Origin of the sequence: uncultured Thermosynechococcus sp. (assembly GCF_938074695.1) — a bacterium.
Taxonomy (GTDB): domain Bacteria; phylum Cyanobacteriota; class Cyanobacteriia; order Thermosynechococcales; family Thermosynechococcaceae; genus Thermosynechococcus.
In genome coordinates this window covers 1-15827 of sequence record NZ_CALJEM010000065.1, presented here as the reverse complement: position 1 = coordinate 15827, position 15827 = coordinate 1, and the positions used below count along the sequence as shown (strand labels likewise).

General features: G+C 53.7%; 18 protein-coding genes. 10 read left to right on the top strand and 8 right to left on the bottom strand.

What is annotated here, in order from left to right; genetic code table 11:
• Nucleotides 1–3: 3 nt before the first annotated feature.
• A complete protein-coding gene (locus tag Q0683_RS09500; protein WP_298977443.1) occupies nucleotides 4–1650 on the bottom strand; it encodes an AarF/ABC1/UbiB kinase family protein in 1647 nt (548 codons plus the stop codon).
• 137 nt (nucleotides 1651–1787) lie between these two features.
• On the opposite strand from Q0683_RS09500, the gene trxA reads away from it, so the two are divergent.
• Complete coding sequence (trxA, locus tag Q0683_RS09495) at nucleotides 1788–2102, top strand: thioredoxin (protein ID WP_298615904.1); 315 nt, start codon at nucleotides 1788–1790, stop codon at nucleotides 2100–2102.
• 39 nt (nucleotides 2103–2141) lie between these two features.
• Nucleotides 2142–3386, top strand: coding sequence for a DUF445 domain-containing protein (locus Q0683_RS09490; RefSeq protein ID WP_298615902.1), 1245 nt, complete (start codon nucleotides 2142–2144; stop codon nucleotides 3384–3386).
• On the opposite strand, the gene Q0683_RS09485 is transcribed toward Q0683_RS09490, so the two are convergent.
• Nucleotides 3383–3985 carry a DUF3318 domain-containing protein gene (locus tag Q0683_RS09485; RefSeq protein ID WP_298615900.1) on the bottom strand — a complete coding sequence of 201 codons (603 nt, stop codon included), beginning with the start codon at nucleotides 3983–3985 and terminating at the stop codon, nucleotides 3383–3385. The two genes, Q0683_RS09490 and Q0683_RS09485, sit on opposite strands and share 4 nt — an antisense overlap.
• A 108-nt stretch (nucleotides 3986–4093) precedes the next feature.
• Between Q0683_RS09485 and Q0683_RS09480 the strand changes: the two genes are divergently transcribed.
• Together Q0683_RS09480 and Q0683_RS09475 are read left to right on the top strand one after the other, a co-directional pair.
• Nucleotides 4094–5344, top strand: coding sequence for an FAD-dependent hydroxylase (locus Q0683_RS09480; RefSeq protein ID WP_298977440.1), 1251 nt, complete (start codon nucleotides 4094–4096; stop codon nucleotides 5342–5344).
• Nucleotides 5345–5443: 99 nt separating this feature from the next.
• On the top strand, nucleotides 5444–6763 hold the full coding sequence (locus Q0683_RS09475) for a class I SAM-dependent methyltransferase (RefSeq protein ID WP_298977438.1): 1320 nt from the start codon (nucleotides 5444–5446) through the stop codon (nucleotides 6761–6763).
• Here the strand turns inward: Q0683_RS09475 and Q0683_RS09470 are convergent.
• Genes Q0683_RS09470 through dapF form a run of 4 tightly spaced genes read right to left on the bottom strand, consistent with a single transcriptional unit; the run spans nucleotide 6755 to nucleotide 10362 of the window.
• Nucleotides 6755–7870, bottom strand: coding sequence for a DUF819 domain-containing protein (locus tag Q0683_RS09470; RefSeq protein WP_298977436.1), 1116 nt, complete (start codon nucleotides 7868–7870; stop codon nucleotides 6755–6757). The genes Q0683_RS09475 and Q0683_RS09470 overlap by 9 nt on opposite strands.
• A complete protein-coding gene (locus Q0683_RS09465; RefSeq protein WP_298615889.1) occupies nucleotides 7863–8582 on the bottom strand; it encodes a peptidase in 720 nt (239 codons plus the stop codon). The genes Q0683_RS09470 and Q0683_RS09465 overlap by 8 nt, the downstream gene beginning before the upstream one ends.
• Nucleotides 8583–8591: 9 nt before the next feature.
• Nucleotides 8592–9494, bottom strand: coding sequence for a vWA domain-containing protein (locus tag Q0683_RS09460; RefSeq protein ID WP_298977434.1), 903 nt, complete (start codon nucleotides 9492–9494; stop codon nucleotides 8592–8594).
• Between the two features lie 7 nt (nucleotides 9495–9501).
• Complete coding sequence (gene dapF, locus Q0683_RS09455; protein WP_298615883.1) at nucleotides 9502–10362, bottom strand: diaminopimelate epimerase; 861 nt, start codon at nucleotides 10360–10362, stop codon at nucleotides 9502–9504.
• Between the two features lie 29 nt (nucleotides 10363–10391).
• On the opposite strand from dapF, the gene Q0683_RS09450 reads away from it, so the two are divergent.
• Nucleotides 10392–10610 (top strand): Hfq-related RNA-binding protein, encoded by a 219-nt coding sequence (locus tag Q0683_RS09450; protein WP_298615880.1) that lies wholly within the window; start codon nucleotides 10392–10394, stop codon nucleotides 10608–10610.
• Here the strand turns inward: Q0683_RS09450 and larC are convergent.
• The gene (gene larC / locus Q0683_RS09445; RefSeq protein WP_298977431.1) at nucleotides 10602–11801 is read right to left on the bottom strand and encodes a nickel pincer cofactor biosynthesis protein LarC; all 1200 of its coding nucleotides are present in this window, start codon (nucleotides 11799–11801) and stop codon (nucleotides 10602–10604) included. The two genes, Q0683_RS09450 and larC, sit on opposite strands and share 9 nt — an antisense overlap.
• Before the next feature lie 27 nt (nucleotides 11802–11828).
• The gene (locus Q0683_RS09440; protein ID WP_298977429.1) at nucleotides 11829–12236 is read right to left on the bottom strand and encodes an MGMT family protein; all 408 of its coding nucleotides are present in this window, start codon (nucleotides 12234–12236) and stop codon (nucleotides 11829–11831) included.
• Nucleotides 12237–12561: 325 nt separating this feature from the next.
• On the opposite strand from Q0683_RS09440, the gene Q0683_RS09435 reads away from it, so the two are divergent.
• Genes Q0683_RS09435 through Q0683_RS09415 form a run of 5 tightly spaced genes read left to right on the top strand, consistent with a single transcriptional unit; the run spans nucleotide 12562 to nucleotide 15611 of the window.
• On the top strand, nucleotides 12562–13299 hold the full coding sequence (locus Q0683_RS09435) for a V4R domain-containing protein (protein WP_298977427.1): 738 nt from the start codon (nucleotides 12562–12564) through the stop codon (nucleotides 13297–13299).
• A complete protein-coding gene (locus Q0683_RS09430; protein ID WP_298977425.1) occupies nucleotides 13280–13855 on the top strand; it encodes a hypothetical protein in 576 nt (191 codons plus the stop codon). The genes Q0683_RS09435 and Q0683_RS09430 overlap by 20 nt, the downstream gene beginning before the upstream one ends.
• 9 nt (nucleotides 13856–13864) lie before the next feature.
• Nucleotides 13865–14350 (top strand): phycobilisome protein, encoded by a 486-nt coding sequence (locus tag Q0683_RS09425; RefSeq protein WP_298977423.1) that lies wholly within the window; start codon nucleotides 13865–13867, stop codon nucleotides 14348–14350.
• Between the two features lie 56 nt (nucleotides 14351–14406).
• A complete protein-coding gene (locus tag Q0683_RS09420; protein WP_298615868.1) occupies nucleotides 14407–15078 on the top strand; it encodes a V4R domain-containing protein in 672 nt (223 codons plus the stop codon).
• 50 nt (nucleotides 15079–15128) lie between these two features.
• Nucleotides 15129–15611: a 2Fe-2S iron-sulfur cluster-binding protein gene (locus Q0683_RS09415; protein ID WP_298615866.1), complete on the top strand. Its 483-nt coding sequence runs from the start codon at nucleotides 15129–15131 to the stop codon at nucleotides 15609–15611.
• Nucleotides 15612–15827 lie beyond the last annotated feature (216 nt).

Sequence of the window (15827 nt, the reverse complement as noted above, 5' to 3'; positions counted from 1 at the left end):
TGCCTATTGCCAGCGGCAGAGCCAAAGGAAGCGAAGCCAGCTGCGCAGGAAAGCCAAACTTGCCAGTGCTGCCAATGTAAACAGAGCGATCGCCCCCCCTAGGGCTTTGGCTGACCACAACATTGCCCCCGCCAAAAGGGTAAAACCAGCCAATCCCAGATACACCAAACAGACCAACAAACTCTCAATCCGCCGCAGTTGCCGCTCCATTGTGGGATTGCGCACCGACAGTTGCAGCTCACCACAAGCCAAACGATTCTCTAACTGTTGCAGCCGCACTTCCACCCGACTGGGCTGCTGTAGCCGTTGGCCGATCAGGGTCTGGGTTTGCTGAATCAGGTCTCGCCAGCTTCCCCGTGAATGTCTCATCAACTGCCTGACAAAGGGTTGGGCTGCTGCACTGAGGTTGTACGCAGGGTCTAGACTGCGGGCAATGCCATCGAGGGTGGTCAGTGCCTTGAGAATATAGGTCATCTTTGCAGGCAGGCGAAAGGGGTGCTGCTCAAAAAGGGCATAGACCTCCTGTTGCAATTCCCTAAAGGCGCTTAAATCCACAGGCCGTTCGGTAAATCGATCCAGAATCAATTGCATAATCCGTTGTAGGGGCACTCTGTCAGTGACTGGCATCAACAGCCCCAATTCCATCAAGGTAGCAATCACGCGATCGCTATCCTTTTGCAGAACGGCAAAAAATGTTTGCACCATCTGCTGCCGATTGAGGGTAGGGACTTCCGTCATCATGCCGTAGTCATAGAAAATGAGATCGCCCTCCTTGGTAACTGCCAAGTTCCCCGGATGGGGGTCAGCGTGGAAAAAGCCATCAATCAGTAGCTGCTTCAGATAACAGCAAATCCCCCGCTGGTTGATGACTTGGGGGTTCAAACCAAAGGCTTCCAGGGCGACACGATTGTCAATGCGAATGCCGGGGAGATACTCTAACGTCAGGACATAGCGGCAGGTGTGTGTCCAATAAATTTTGGGGACGCGAATATGGGGGTCTTGGGCAAAGTTGGCCCGAAAGCGATCGGCATTTTGCCCCTCCTGAACGTAATCAATTTCCCGTAGCAGAATGCTGAAAAACTCTTCATAGATCTCTTGAAGGGCATAGGGACGTAGGAAGGGGAGCCAGCGATCGCCCCAGCGAATGAGTTCACCAATGGCAACATAGTCCAGATACAACTGTGCCTCTAGATGGGGACGCTGCACCTTGACAACCACATCCTCACCACTGTAGAGCTTTGCTCGGTGGACTTGACCCAAACTGGCCGCGGCAAGGGGATGAGGATCAAAGGTGGCGTAGAGATCCGTAATGGATTGCCCTAGATGCTGCTCAATGAGGGCGATCGCCAGCTGCGAGTCAAAGGGAGGCACCTGATCCTGTAGTTTCTTGAGGGCCTCAATGTAGGCCGGAGGCAATAGATCAAACCGCGTAGAAAGAAATTGACCAATCTTAATAAATGTTGGCCCTAAAACGAGTAATTGCTGCACCAGCCAGCGGGCGCGTTGCGCTTGGGTGCGATTGCTCCCCCGCCGCCAAGCATAGTCCCACAACAGTTGGCTGCCAAAACGCACCAGCACCCCCACAATTTGGCTGACCCGGCGCAACACTAGCCAGCGACTTGGACGAGAGGTAGAGGCCGGAACCCGCATTCAGCAGCAATCACAACAAAGTGCCCAACCTCAACAATACCCCCTTTTTCCTGAGCCTTTAGACTTGTTCTGCCTTCCTCTCCCCCATTCCCTTTGCCGTGTCTATGATAAGGATAGAATCATGATCGGAATTTCCTATGGCGACGACACGTCAATTTAGTAGCTTCAGCGAGCTCCTCGCCACTACAGATAAGCCCCTCCTCGTTGACTTTTATGCTGACTGGTGTGGTCCGTGCCGCATGATGGCACCGATTTTGGAGCAAGTTAAACAAGTCTTGAAATCGGGCGTTGAGGTCGTCAAAATTGACTCTGAGCGCTATCCTCAGCTGTCAAGTCAGTACCGCGTGCGTGCCCTGCCCACTTTGATCCTCTTCCATCGTGGCCGTGAAGTTCAGCGCTGGGAGGGGGTTCAGCCACCGGAAGTTCTGATTGAGGCGATTCGCCGCCTGTAAAATTCTTCAAAAGAAAAGTGTTTAAGGAATCAATCAGGATTGGCCAATATTGACTATTGGACATTGCTTGTACCACCGCTGGCAGGGGGCGTCATCGGCTATTTTACAAATGATTTGGCGATTACAATGCTCTTTCGCCCCTACAGGCCAATTTATGTAGGGGGCAGGCAACTCCCCTTTACCCCCGGTCTCATTCCCCGCAATCAAGAGCGGCTGGCTCGTCGCATTGCTGATGCCATTCTGGGTTCTCTGCTGACGCCAGAGGAATTGCAAAGCTTAGCGCGGCGTCTGTTGCAAGTGGAACGGGTGAAGGCAGTCATCCATTGGCTCCTCCAAACAAGCCTCAGCCAAATTCAGGCTCAAGGTGAACAGCGATCGGCGCAAGTTTTGGCAAATATTTTGCGGGATTTTTTTGGCAGTGCCCTGCCCCGTTTAATTAAAGTGTGGTCGCGGCGGGAAGATTTTTTGGAGCCACAACTCAATCACCTATTTGATCAGGTGTTGGTGGAGCTGCAACTGAATGATGAGCAGGCGGAGAAACTAGCGGATTGGCTACTGTCGGTCATGTTGCCCCCCGATCGCCTGCGACTGGCGATCATTGACTTTCTCACCGATCGCACGATTAATGTCCTCGATCAAGAACTGCGCGAAAACACCAGCGGCACCTACTGGATAGTGGCTCATCTTGTGGGTGTGCGCAGTACTTTGATTCGTCTGCGGGAGTATTGTCTCAATGAACGCGAAGCCTGTAACCGTCGTCTTAGTGAATTAATTACGGCATTGGCACTGCGGCAACGCTTGGTGGAAGCCTTGCAAAATATCACCCTGCAAAGTTTGCCCCTCGGTACGGTGCGGGAGCTACGGCAACTATTTCGGCAGACGGTGCGCAGTTATATTCAAGAACAGGGCTTTAGTGTCATTGAAACTATCAGTCAAACAGTGGAGTGGGAAACCATTTCCCTCAGTATTTTGCGGCGACTGCGGGATTCAGCGAGTCTGAATGCTTCCTTGGAAGTGGTCAGCGATGAGTTGGCCCTGGTGCTCGATCGCTATCTTGAACGGGATATGGAGGTAATCATTGAGCGTGCCATCCCCATTTTGGATTTGGATCGGGTAATTGTGGATCGGGTCAAGGCCACCTCGCCAGAAAATCTGGAACTGGCGATTCAGGGGATTGTCCGCAGTGAGTTGCAAGCCATTGTCCGCTTGGGGGGCATTCTTGGTTTTTTAATTGGTCTTCTGCAGGCGGCCTTTTTGTACTGGCAAAGTCTGCAAGCGCCCTAAACCGGGACTTTAACCTCAGACTCACCCGCCAACTGGCGCAGGTTTTGGCAGCGAATCAGTTCGGTGACATCGAGGACAGGACGGCGCTCCAACTCTGCCACCTGAGCAATGCCTGAAAGGAGGGCTTTGGCAGCCTCTTGTTCACTGTAGCCGCGCCGTTGAGCCAATTGCAGGGCTTGGCGATCCGCTGCCACTTCCACGGGAATGCCCCGCGTATTTTGCCATACTTGAAGCCCGGCAAAGGTGGTTAGCCCCCCCGCCACCAAAATGCCTACGGGGTCTGCTTGGACAACTTGCAAAACTGTACCTAGCAAGCCTACCACCGTGAGTCCTTGGTAGAGGTCAAGTTTGAGCAAAGCGGTGGTGTTAAACCACGCCACTGCCCGCAGCAGTAACAGATCGCGCTCTGGGGTATCGAGATGCTGCCACAGGCGAAAGTTAATTTCAATCGGGCGATCGCCCCAGGGAAGAGCAGGCTGATAGCGCAGCACCTGACTTTGGTGCGGACGGGAAATCAGTTTACAGCGCATCCGTGCCGACGCCGGCATTAGATCAAGCAGACGATGAATCTCAGCCTCTGGGTTCATAGCAATAGCCATGCAATCAATGCTCTGCCCTTAGTCTGCCATTAGGCTACCTTTCCTGCAATCCGCTGGATTCTTTAGAATAAAAAAGCAAATGTTTTTTGTTTCCAAATCAAAATGGTGATGACCTCGGCCTTTGCCCCTTCAGACCAGTCGTTGGTCTGTTCCCCTCAAGAATTGCCAGCGGTGGATGTGGCCATTGTGGGGGCAGGGATTGTGGGTTTGAGTTTGGCCTGTGCTCTGCGCCACAGCGGTCTAGCGATCGCCCTCATTGAGGCAACTCCCTACGCGCGGGAAAACACGAAAGGCCAAGCTTATGCCCTGCACCAAGTGTCCCGTTACTTCTTTGAGTGGATAGGGGTGTGGGATAAGCTGCTACCCCAGGTGCAGCCCTTTGAGCTGGTGCAACTCTCCGATGGGGAGTATCCCTTGCGGGTTTACTTTCATCCAGAAGATTTGGGCACAGAGGCCGTGGGTTATGTAGGTGAACATGCGGTAATTGCCGAGACCCTCCAGGGCATTTTACAGTCTGCCAGGAATGTCACACTCTACTGCCCGTGGCAGGTCGTGACCAACGAGGTGAAGGGCGATCGCGCTGAGTTGACCCTGATCTCTGGTGACTCTGCCAAACCCAAGGTGGCTTACTTGGCAGCGCGTTTAGTGGTTGCGGCAGAGGGTGGCAAGTCCCCCCTGCGGCAGCAAATGGGCATTGAACCCAAGGGATGGAAATATCGCCAGTCCTGTGTGGTTGCTACCCTCCATGTTGCCCATCCCCAACCTGTGATCGCCTATGAACGCTTTTGGCCCACAGGGCCAATGGGAGTGCTGCCCCTGGTGGGGAATCGCTATCGGGTGGTTTGGACGCTACCCCACGAACAGGCGGAAGCGGTTGCCGCCCTCGACGATCGTGCCTTTGTAGCGAAACTTCAGCCCTATCTTGACCCGCAGATGGCCGAGATTACCGCTGTGAGCGATCGCTTTATTTTCCCGACGCAACTGATGCAGGTCAATTCCTATGTGGGCGATCGCTTTGTTGTCATTGGTGATGCGGCTCACCGCTGTCATCCGGTGGGAGGGCAGGGGCTAAACTTGGGTCTGCGGGATGTCTGGGCACTGGCGCAACAGATTCTCGCCACTCCTTCTGAGAGACTGGGCGATCGCTCTTCCTTGATGCAATTTCACCGCCAACGCTGGTGGCAAAATGCCTTGACCCTTGGGTTCACCGATATGCTTAATCGGCTCTTTTCTAATGCATGGTGGCCTTTGGTGGTGGTGCGACGCTGGGGGCTGTGGCTATTGCGCACTGTTTTGCCGCTCAAGCGTCTGGTACTGCGGTTTATGGCCGGTCTCCTCCTGCCTTTGCCGAGCGATTGAAACTCCCCAGAGCGCGTTAAAACTTTCTAGGTAATTATCCCCAGCGTCATTATCCTGTAGTATCAACTTGACAAAGAAATAAGCGCTTGGGAGAGAGGAATGGCTGCTACCGATGATCTGGAGAAAATTCGCCGCCAGTTTGACTATGGCCCCTATCCACGGATTCCCGTTGAGAAGACTCCCAAGGAAGACGCCAATACTCTTTTTGTCCACGATTTAGTTACGGCCTTTTATCGGCGCGACCATCGCGTTCCTGAAACGAGGGGAAGGCGGATTCTCGATGCCGGTTGTGGCACCGGCTACAAGTCATTGGTGCTAGCGATCGCCAACCCCGGCGCGGAAATTGTCGGTATTGACCTGTCCCCTGAATCCATTAAATTGGCAACTGAGCGCTTAAAGTTTCACGGCATTGACAACGTTTACTTTGAAGTTCGCTCTATTTTAGAGTTGCCCGACTGGGGGGAGCAGTTTGACTACATCAATTGCGATGAAGTGTTGTATCTATTGCCGGATCCCGTGGAAGGTCTTCAAGCCCTTAAGAGTGTGCTCAAACCCGATGGCATTCTGCGAGCCAATCTCCACAGTGCCCTGCAACGCTTCCCATACTTTCGGGCCCAAAATCTCTTTAAGTTGATGGGCTTGATGGACGACAATCCCGAAGAAATGGAAATGGATATCGTCCGCGAGATTATGAAAGAACTCAAGGATGGGGTGGATCTCAAAGCCCGCGCCTGGAACCCCCGCTACGAACAGGAGGAGAGCAACGAAACCCTCCTAGCTAACCATTTACTGGTGGGAGACAAAGGCAGCACGATTCCCCAACTCTTTCAATACCTAGAAGCAGCCGGTCTGGAATTTATTTCCATGGTTAACTGGCGCCACTGGAATCTGGTGGATCTCTTCAAAGACCCAGACAATCTGCCCACCTTTTTGGCGCTGAGCTTACCCGATGTGCCGCAGTCGGTGCAGTTGGAGATGTATGAGCTGCTGCATCCAGTGCATCGCCTCTTGGATTTTTGGTGTAGTCCGCAGCCCCGTGCCACCGTACCCGACTTAGGAGAATGGTCTGAGGAGCAGTGGGATCAAAGTACGGTTTATCTGCATCCGCAGCTGCGGACGGAAACCATCAAGGAAAAATGGCTGGAGTACCTGAATGACCGCTTGATTGTGGATTTCGGCACATTTATGTCCTTCTCTAGCCCGGCACCCACCTATGTGGATTCGCTTGGGCTGGGGACACTGCTGTCCCTATTTGATCAGCCCTTGGCCTTTCCAGCGTTGTGCGATCGCTATCAACGCTTGGCCCCCCTCGACCCTCTCACGCTTGAACCTATTGAACCAAGGGTGGCACGGCAACACCTGCAGACCCTGTTGACTCGCTTGGAAGTAAGTTTGTTCGTCCTAGTCAGCCTACCCTAGGCCAATCCAGCTAAGAGCTTGGGCAAGCGCCAGTCCCAGATAGTTGGCGATCGCGTAGCCCACTAGTCCCAAGGTGACCCCTACCCCCATTAACTGGGGCTGATGCCGACCGATTGCCTGGGCAAGGGCTGTAGTTGGTCCGCCGACGGCTGCTTGGGAAGCAAGGGCAACCAGTTCCACATCCAACTTCAAGAGTGCCCCCAGACTAAATGTCACAAGACCGTGGGTAAAAACGATGACGGTGGTAAAAAGAATCATTTCCAGCCCCACCGACATCAAGGAGGGCACATGGGTACCGGCACCAATCACCGTAAAAAAAAGATTCAGGCCAAACATTCCCAAAGCGCCCGTGCCCCGCAGATAGCGCGTCCACTTAAATTGCGCTAACGCCAAGCTGAGGGTGGTAAGCCAGACCAGCGGGGGAATCAACGGCCAAAGTTGATGCAGCGCCCTTGACAGTACCAAGATAGCTACGGCCAAGCTGAGGAGAATGGCTAAATCCAAAGGCGCGATCGCTGAAGTGGTGGGCAGAGGTATAGCTGTAACTGCTTCCCCCTCGCCCCGTTGTGGATAAACACGCCCTAGCAGTGAGGGCAGACTCAGTGTGGTGGCCAGCCAAATGGCCGTGAGGAGATTATCCGCTGCTGTGGCCGCACTAAAAAGCAAGCCCGGCAGGTTGAGAGCCTGCCCGACACCCACAAAGTTGATGCTACCGCCAATATAACTGGCCGCCAAACTTCCCGCCAAGCGGGGGGTATCCCCAAGAAACTGACTGTGGAACAGCACGCCCGCAAGAAGAGCGCCCACCAAGGTTCCAAAGCTGGCAATGCCAAAGGCCAACAGCGCCGATTGCCCCACGCACCACACATCTTGTAAATTCACTAACAGCAGAAGCCAGACGATCGCCAAGGCGGTGAGCGTCTCGTGGATTATGTCATAAACTGGGGATTGCTGGGGAATAACACCCAAATTGGCACAAATAGCCGTCAAAATCAAAATGATCAGTGAAGATCCCAAGTGTGCCGCCCAGCGAAAGCGATGCTCTAGCCACAGTCCCAGCGCCGTCAGCGTCAATAGGATGCCCCACAGGGGCAAAGACTCATCCATGGGGCTGCCACTCCGGTAAGCGCTGTCCCAAGCGGGTCGGCTGCTCATAGACCCGCCGCAGGGTATTCACGTCTCGCTGCGAAATTGGCGGCGGATCGGCCACTTGGGCAAAATAGAGGGCATCAGTCGGCAAAGGGCTATGTCCCCAAATCCCAAGGGCATGACCCAGTTCATGGCGCAGTGCCGCAAGGACAAACTTAGGAGCTTGGCTGGGACGCACCACGATGCGGCAGCGATGGCGCAGCACCCCTTGGGCATCTACAAAGAGGTGGTAGCTGGTTTCCGCAAAGCGGGCACGGTGGTGGTTTTGCGCCGTGGGTCGCTGCGAGAGGAGACGGATATTGGCCGGCAAACTGGAATCAACAATTTCTAAGGGTAAATAGGCCGCCCACTCTCGTACCGCCTGCTCTGCTGCTCTTTGCCAGACATGGTTTGGATCCCACTGTGGCGGTTCAATGGCAACAGTGATCGGGAACTCGCTCCAGAGTAAATAGCCCACCTCTACGGGTTGAACTTCATCAAAATAATCCTCCCCTGTGGCGGGAATCTGAGCCAAGGAAGGGGGCAGCGGATAGCGCACTGCCGGTGGCAGTTGGATATTCTGGCGCGTGAGGTTTGCTGTGATTGCCAAGGACTCCCAATTCCCTTGAGTACCCCCCAGTATTAGTCCCAAGGCAACAACGCACACCCAGACCCACCACCTACGCTTCATGGTTACTCCTCAACAGGTCTGTACAAAAGGCCAGCCCGGAAATCGCCAGAGAATGATAGGGATTGCCACTGTCCAGAAAAAGGCATTGAGCAAGGCTATTTGACCTGCCAAATTCATGGGCAGATGTAACCACCCCTGTAAAATCCAGCGATCTAGGGGCAGCACCAGGAGCCACATGAAACATATGACAGCCATGCCACCCCAAAAGATTGGCCAGCGGGCATTGCTGTTGAAGCCCTCAAAAAAGGTTTGACCCACCAGTTCTTCGAGAATGGCTACGGGGGCAGAGCGGTATTGCCCACCGGTGGCTTGAGTAGCGGCAGCCAGTTGGGGAGCATGATCACCGACCACAATGGCATTGATTTTTACTCGTTGTTGGCGGGCACTGGCAACCACACCGGCATCTACTGGGGCTTTACCATCGGTAATGAGGAGCAGTTCGCGGCAGCGATTGGGAATTTGCTGAAGTTGTTGGGTGGCCATGGCGATCGCCCCTGAAAGATTGGTTTCCGTGGGATCCACTTGGGCGAGCAAGTCACTGCGATTAAGGGCTTGATCCAGTTGGGTGAGCAGGAGCTCACTATTGGTTTCAAAGCGGGGCGTGAGAAACACGACATTGCGGCCAAAGCCGTGGATCATGACTGCGTTGGGGTTGGTGAGATCCCGTTGATTGCGCTGCAAGTAGAGCTTAGCCGCCATGACCTGTTGCGCCATTACCGTTTGCGGTTGATTAAATTGCAATGGGTTATTGCCAAACGTACTGCCGCTGAGATCAAGGGAGAGAACAACGGCGACACTGGGGCGTCCCCAATTCAACAGCGAGAACAGCAGCGCCAGTAGGACACAGCCAATAAGGAGAATGAGGGGAATCTGAAAAAGAGGATAATACCACAGTTGTCGCCGACGGGTCATAGCTCACCTAGGGCAAGGTACCGCTAAAGACTGCGAGGGCAGGCCCGGTCATATACAGATGTTGGCTAGGCAAATCCCAGCAGATATGGAGATCCCCCCCCGGCAGTTCAATGGTTGCTTGGGCTTGATTCCCTGCAGGACTCAGGCGATTAGTCAAAACAGCGGCGACAAGGGTGGCACAGGCACCTGTTCCACAGGCGAGAGTCATACCGGCTCCCCGCTCCCAGACGCGCATCCGCAGGCGATCGCTCCCCAAAACTTGCACAAATTCAGTATTGGTGCGCTGGGGAAAAGCGGGATGATGTTCAAACTGCGGCCCAATCGTTGGCAGATCAACCGCAGCAACATCTTCAACAAACGTGACACAGTGGGGATTGCCCATACTCACACACGTCACCAACCACTGGCGATCGCCCACCGTTAGGGGCACCTCAATCACCTTTTGATCGGCGGCTGCCAAGGTGGTGGGAATCTGCTGCGCCAAAAGCTGCGGTTTGCCCATATCCACCCTTACCTGACCATCCGCTTGTACCTCTGGCACCATCAAACCGGCAAGGGTGTCAATACGATAGCGCACAACTTCCCCGCGGGCGCGTCCCTCAAGGGCAAAAATAAACTTGGCCAGACAGCGGATGCCATTGCCGCACATTTCGGCCACTGAGCCATCGGCATTGTACATCCGCATGCGGTAGTCGGTATCCCCTGTGCCCGCCAGCAAAAAAATGACGCCATCGGCACCCACGCCAAAGTGGCGATCGCACCAGCGCTGAGCATCCTCAGGAGTGAGGAGTAACTCTTCCTGATGGCGATTGTCAATGAGCAGGAAATCGTTCCCTAACCCTTGATACTTCTGAAAAGAGAGGCGCATAGAATTGAAAAGGTACAAGAGGGAAATCCATGACCGACGAATTCAATACGGCACTGCCTAGCATTCGCCAGTTGCAAACCTTCATTAAAGATAGCACCGAGGTTGAAGTCAAGCTCAGCACTAGTGATCTGGTCATTGGTAAAGTACGCTGGCAAGATGCCAATTGTCTTTGTGTTGTGGATCACTATGATCAACCCACGATTATTTGGAAGCAGGCCATTGTCTTTATTAAACCCAAGCTAGCCTAGGGGCCACTGCTGCTGCGCTGCTGCTAGGGCTTCCTGATAGACCACCTGCCAGGGACACTGGTGCTGACGGGCAAGGGCGGCACAGTCTTCGTATTCGGGCTGGACATTGAGCCGCTGCCCTTGGTGTGCAGCCACTTTCACCCGCACCTTGCCAAACGGCGTGGCAATGGTTTTGATTTCCCGCTCAAGGATATAGCGCTCTTGCACCTGCCGCCGTAGCCCCAGTGTGGTTGTTTCCCGAAAGAGGGTCTGTACACAGGCGGCCTCAGCACTGGGGGGACATAGCACCGTGAGCAAAACCCCCAAGCGGGACTTTTTCATCGTAATGGGTTGATAAAAAACCTCAACGGCACCAACGGCATAGAGTTGTTCGAGGGTATAGCTGAGGGCTTGGGGCGTCATATCATCCAGTTGAGTTTGCAGTTCGACAATGGTTTTTGCTGTTGTTGTTTCTGCTGAGTTCGGCAGCGTTCCCAACCAAAGACGCAGCAAGTTTGGCAGGGGCAGCTCTCGGCTGCCGGCACCCAAGCCAACCCGCTGTAGGGTCATTGCCGGCGGCGCTCCAAATTCTTTACTCAGGGCACAGACCAGGGCGGCTCCTGTGGGCGTGACCAGTTCTTTTGCAATGCCGTTGCTGTAGAGGGGAACTCGGTACATTTGGCACAGTTGCAAGACGGCGGGGACGGGAACCGGTAGCTGACCATGGGCGGTTTTGACTGTTCCGCCCCCAGTGGGCAGAGCCGAGCAGTAAATGGAGCTAACATCGAGATAATCCAACCCCAAACAGGTGCCGACAATATCCACAAGGGCATCCACGGCTCCCACTTCATGGAAATGCACTTTTTCTGGCTCAATGCCGTGCACAGCTCCCTCAGCAATGGCCAAGGCTTCAAAAACTTTGAGGCTCCAGTCGCGGGCACGATCGGGGAGGTGGGCGGCGCGAATTTGGTCGGCAATCTCTGGCCAGTGGCGATGGTGGGAGGAGGGGCGATCGCGCAGATGCACCTCCGCCTTTAGTCCCCGTTGTCCCTTGCGTTGCACCGTTTCCATGGTCAACTCAAACTCATCGGCAATCCCTAATTTTGCCAATTGGCTTTGTAAATAGTCTAAGGGAACCCCTAGGTCAAGTAAGGCCCCAAGGCACATATCTCCGGCTACACCGGCGGGGCAGTCAAAATAGGCAACAGTCATAGCGGATTACAGGCGCAGCAATAAGAGTTATGGTAACAAGCGCGGACTCACAATACTGGTTCCCGTGATTTCCTCTTGAGGAGATAACAGTTGCCAGAGGGTTGCTGACGGCTGCCACCGGTAGCGCCTCAGGTTAATGCGATCGCCCCCCTCAAAAATAATCCCCTCTGCTTCTAGGCGCCAGCGCTGCAATTCATCCGTCCCATGGCGTTGGGGGGCGTAGGAAATTTTGCCTTGGGCATTGACCACCCGATGCCAAGGAATGTCAGAATTCGGTGCTACTTGATAGAGAGCATAGCCCACGTAGCGCGCATGACGCGGCCAACCACAAAGGGCAGCAATTTGGCCATAGGTGGCGACACGTCCTACGGGAATTTGCTTCACCAGCCAATAAATTTTTTGTTGAAACGTGAGTGTTTGAGTTGCCTGCGTCATAGGAAAGTAAATTTTTGCATTTTAGACTACATCCAGCCGCAGAAATCCGTATTTCCACGGAAAAAGTTTCAAGGGTAACCCCCTAGGAGAAACCTTAGACTTAAGGTTAAGGGTAGTAACAGAATTACTAAATTCGGTTAAGAATCTTTGCCGCCTTGGAGGAAGATGCGTCATGATTTAAGCAGTGATACTGTGGCGGCAAAAAGTTCAGTTCTCACCTGTTTTTTTATGCAATTCATTTTTTCTAAACGATACACTCCTATGCTTTTTTGAGGTTCAAATTGTCTTTGCCGACATCCTTGATGCTACTTGATGGAGTCGCCCTATGACCATGACTAGTGCCCGACCCCAAGCCACTACTGGCAATCGCTACGGTGTGAACCATCTCCTCCGCAAAAAATACCCGAAACGCCACCATCACTATGCTTTTTGGGACTTCTTTCAATTCGATAGCGATCGCGGTACCTACACCGATTGGAACAATGCCCGCAACCTCTTGGTGACCGAAGATTTCATCATTGGCCTTATTGAAGGTCTTGAAGAGGAAGTAGGACCTGCCGCCAGCGTCGTCATGTACAGAATTGGCGAGGAATGGGGACGGCGCGATGCCCGCTTTTTCCAAGAGTGGTTTCCCACCGAGTATGGCTATGAGCAGGGGATCAGGCAAATGCGGCTCCCCTACGTCCTTGAAGCTTGGTGGTGGCCCTGCACCACCCAAGGCTGGGGTAACTGGGAAGTCGATCTCAGTGACCAAAAACATGGTTTTATGTTCATCAACATCTTTGACTCTGTGGTGGCGCGCACTTTAGGGGATGTGGGACGACCCGTGTGCCACCTCTACGCCGGACTCTTTGCCGGTTTCTTTAGTGGTCTCATTCAAAAAGAACTCAGTTGTATTGAAATCCAGTGCTACGCTATGGGAGAAACCTACTGCAAATTCCTTCTCGGTAAGCAGGATCGTATTGATGCCGCTGCCTTCTGGCAAAACGAAGGAGCCTCCGCCAAGGATATTGAAAAACGGCTCCGCAGTGGAGAACTGGTCTATGAAAAGCCTAAACGGTAACTGGGAACAGCAAGCCGTTGCTAAATTTTTTGAGGAACTGAACTGGTTGGGCTTGGTGCGCCAGCCACCGGTAGCGGAAGCGGGGGTGCTCAATTGGCAATCCCTGAAAGTTGGGGAATTCTGGCAGCAAGTCAACTGGCTTGGTCTTGAGGTCAAAGGGGCGATCGCCCCCACCGGTTCTACGGAATGGCCTAGCTACCGCGTCAAAGACTTCTTTGGTCGCATCAACTGGGAAGGGATCGGCGTCCTCTTGCCCCCACCGTCTCCAGCCGCAGAGGAGGAAATAGCAGCTTCTCCGCTTGCTCCCCCTGCTACCCCATGGGCGGCATGGTCTGTAGAAACCTTCTTCCGCCAGCTTAATTGGGAAGGCCGTTCGGATCAAGCCATTGCCCTTGAGCCGAGCCTATCCCTCTGGCGCCTATCCGTCAAAGATTTCTGTGCCCATCTTCCTTGGGCAGGCCAACCGGCGATTGCTCAAGTGAGCAAAGCGGAACCCCTACCCCCTATGCCCGTAGAACCCGAAGTCACCCTCTCAGACTTATCAAACCTGTTTTAGGAGACCCCTATGCACACCGAATTAATGAACCTTTACTACAAAGCTGAAGAAAACTACCTCAGCAATGTGGACATCAAAGTCTTCCGCCACCACATCGAGTCACTGCGGCAGCGGTTGAGCACCTATGAATTTCTGCGAGATCATGAAATTGAAATCTTTCAACCCGTGGCCGACGCCCTGCAAAAGCAATATCCCACCCAAAATCCCCAAACCCTTGAGCAAGTATTGCGTCAAGCGATCGCCCTGCTGCGCTATGCCGCCATGGCAATGCTCCTGAATAACCCCGAGTTTTTGCAGCATCGGCTCCTTGAGTGGCTCACAGAAGTGGTTAATGCCCACCAAACCCAAACCCTATGGCGCAGTTGCCACGAGCTTCTCAGTGCCCGTCTGAAGGAAATGCTCACTGACTCCGAGCAGGACTTGATTTTGCCGCTTTTGGATCATGCCCAAGCCACCCTTGTGGGCGTGCCAGCGGTGGTCTCTGTTCAATCCTAAGCCGTGGTCTTCCATCTCTGGAAACGACTTGTCACGCCTACGAATGAGGATGTCCTATGATTTCCGTTGCTGATTTGGTCAAAGAACCGCTCATCCCCGGCAATTACTATGCGGCTGATGCCTACGTTCAGGGGGATTTTGAAACAGGTCTCATTGAAAACCGCAAAGGTGCTCGCCTGATTGCGCTACCGGATATTTTGCTCCAAGCCATCTATGCAGGTCTGGATCAAGAAGTAGGGCAGGCCACCGGGGTGGTGCTGTTTAACTGTGGTCGCTGGTGGGGTAAAAACTTTTATCGCCGCTTTGTGGAAGAGGTCAGCGAGTACTATCGCCGTCCCCTTGCGGAAATGGAAATGGTGGAGTTTCTCCAATGTCTCAAGGAATGTTGGAAAACCCACGGCTGGGGCACCATTGATCTGGATGTGGGCTTTTACCAGCAGGGCTTTTTGGTGGTGAAAACCTGGGATTCTCCCTTTGCGGCGGCGGCTCCTAAAAATACGGGTCAGCCCCAATGTGCTGCGGAAGCGGGGATTTTAGAATCTTTCTTTAGCCAATTGACGGGGCGCGATCTCCAGTGTGTCCAAACGGCCTGTGAAACCCTAGGGGCAGCGAATAACCTTTTTGTCTTGGGCTTGCGGGAGCGGGTCGAGCCGGCCAAGGCTTGGCTGCAAGAGGGACAGGATCATGACACGATTATGGAGCGGCTCTGTCGCGCTCAGGCCACTTAAGTATGATTCAAAAGTAACTCTCTATGGATCATTGAAAGGAGAACAGAGCAGTGGCCAAAGTTGTCAAGCTTGAACCCATCTCGCGGGAAACCACGATTAACACCAATGACAATTTGCTGTCTGCGCTATTGGACTCTGAACTCCATGTGCTCAAGGAGTGTGGCGGGCGTGGACTGTGTGCCACCTGCCATGTCTATATCAAGGAGGGGATGGAAAGTCTCTCGCCTATCAATAAGCGGGAGCAACGTACCCTTGAGGTGATTACAACGGCGAATGCCACCTCTCGCTTGGCTTGCCAGGCACGGGTACTGGGGCCGGGGGTAGTGGTGGAGTTACCCTCAGGGATGTATGTCAATGCCGTTGAGGATCTTGAGTCTTTGATTGGGCGGCGGGCTGAGCAGGATATTTTGCACCCCCTCGATGGCCGCGTCTTGGTGGAGGCGGGCAAGCTGATTACCCGCACCATGATTATGCAGTTGAAAGATACCCAAGTGCAGGTGGGGCAATATCTCGCCAATACGTCGGATGCCTAACCAACCACTTCATTTTTTGTCTTTTATCCTCAGGGAGGCACCGTTTATGGAAGACTGTCATTTGAACTCCCATGCCAGGCCATCTTTCAGGGGTCTACACCCCCTAGAATGGGGGGCAACTGGGTTGACCGTTGTATTGTCTGTGGCAGCTGCTGCGACTCAACAGACAATTTTGACAGCGATCGCCCCTTTGCCCCTTTCGTTGGCGGTGGGTTT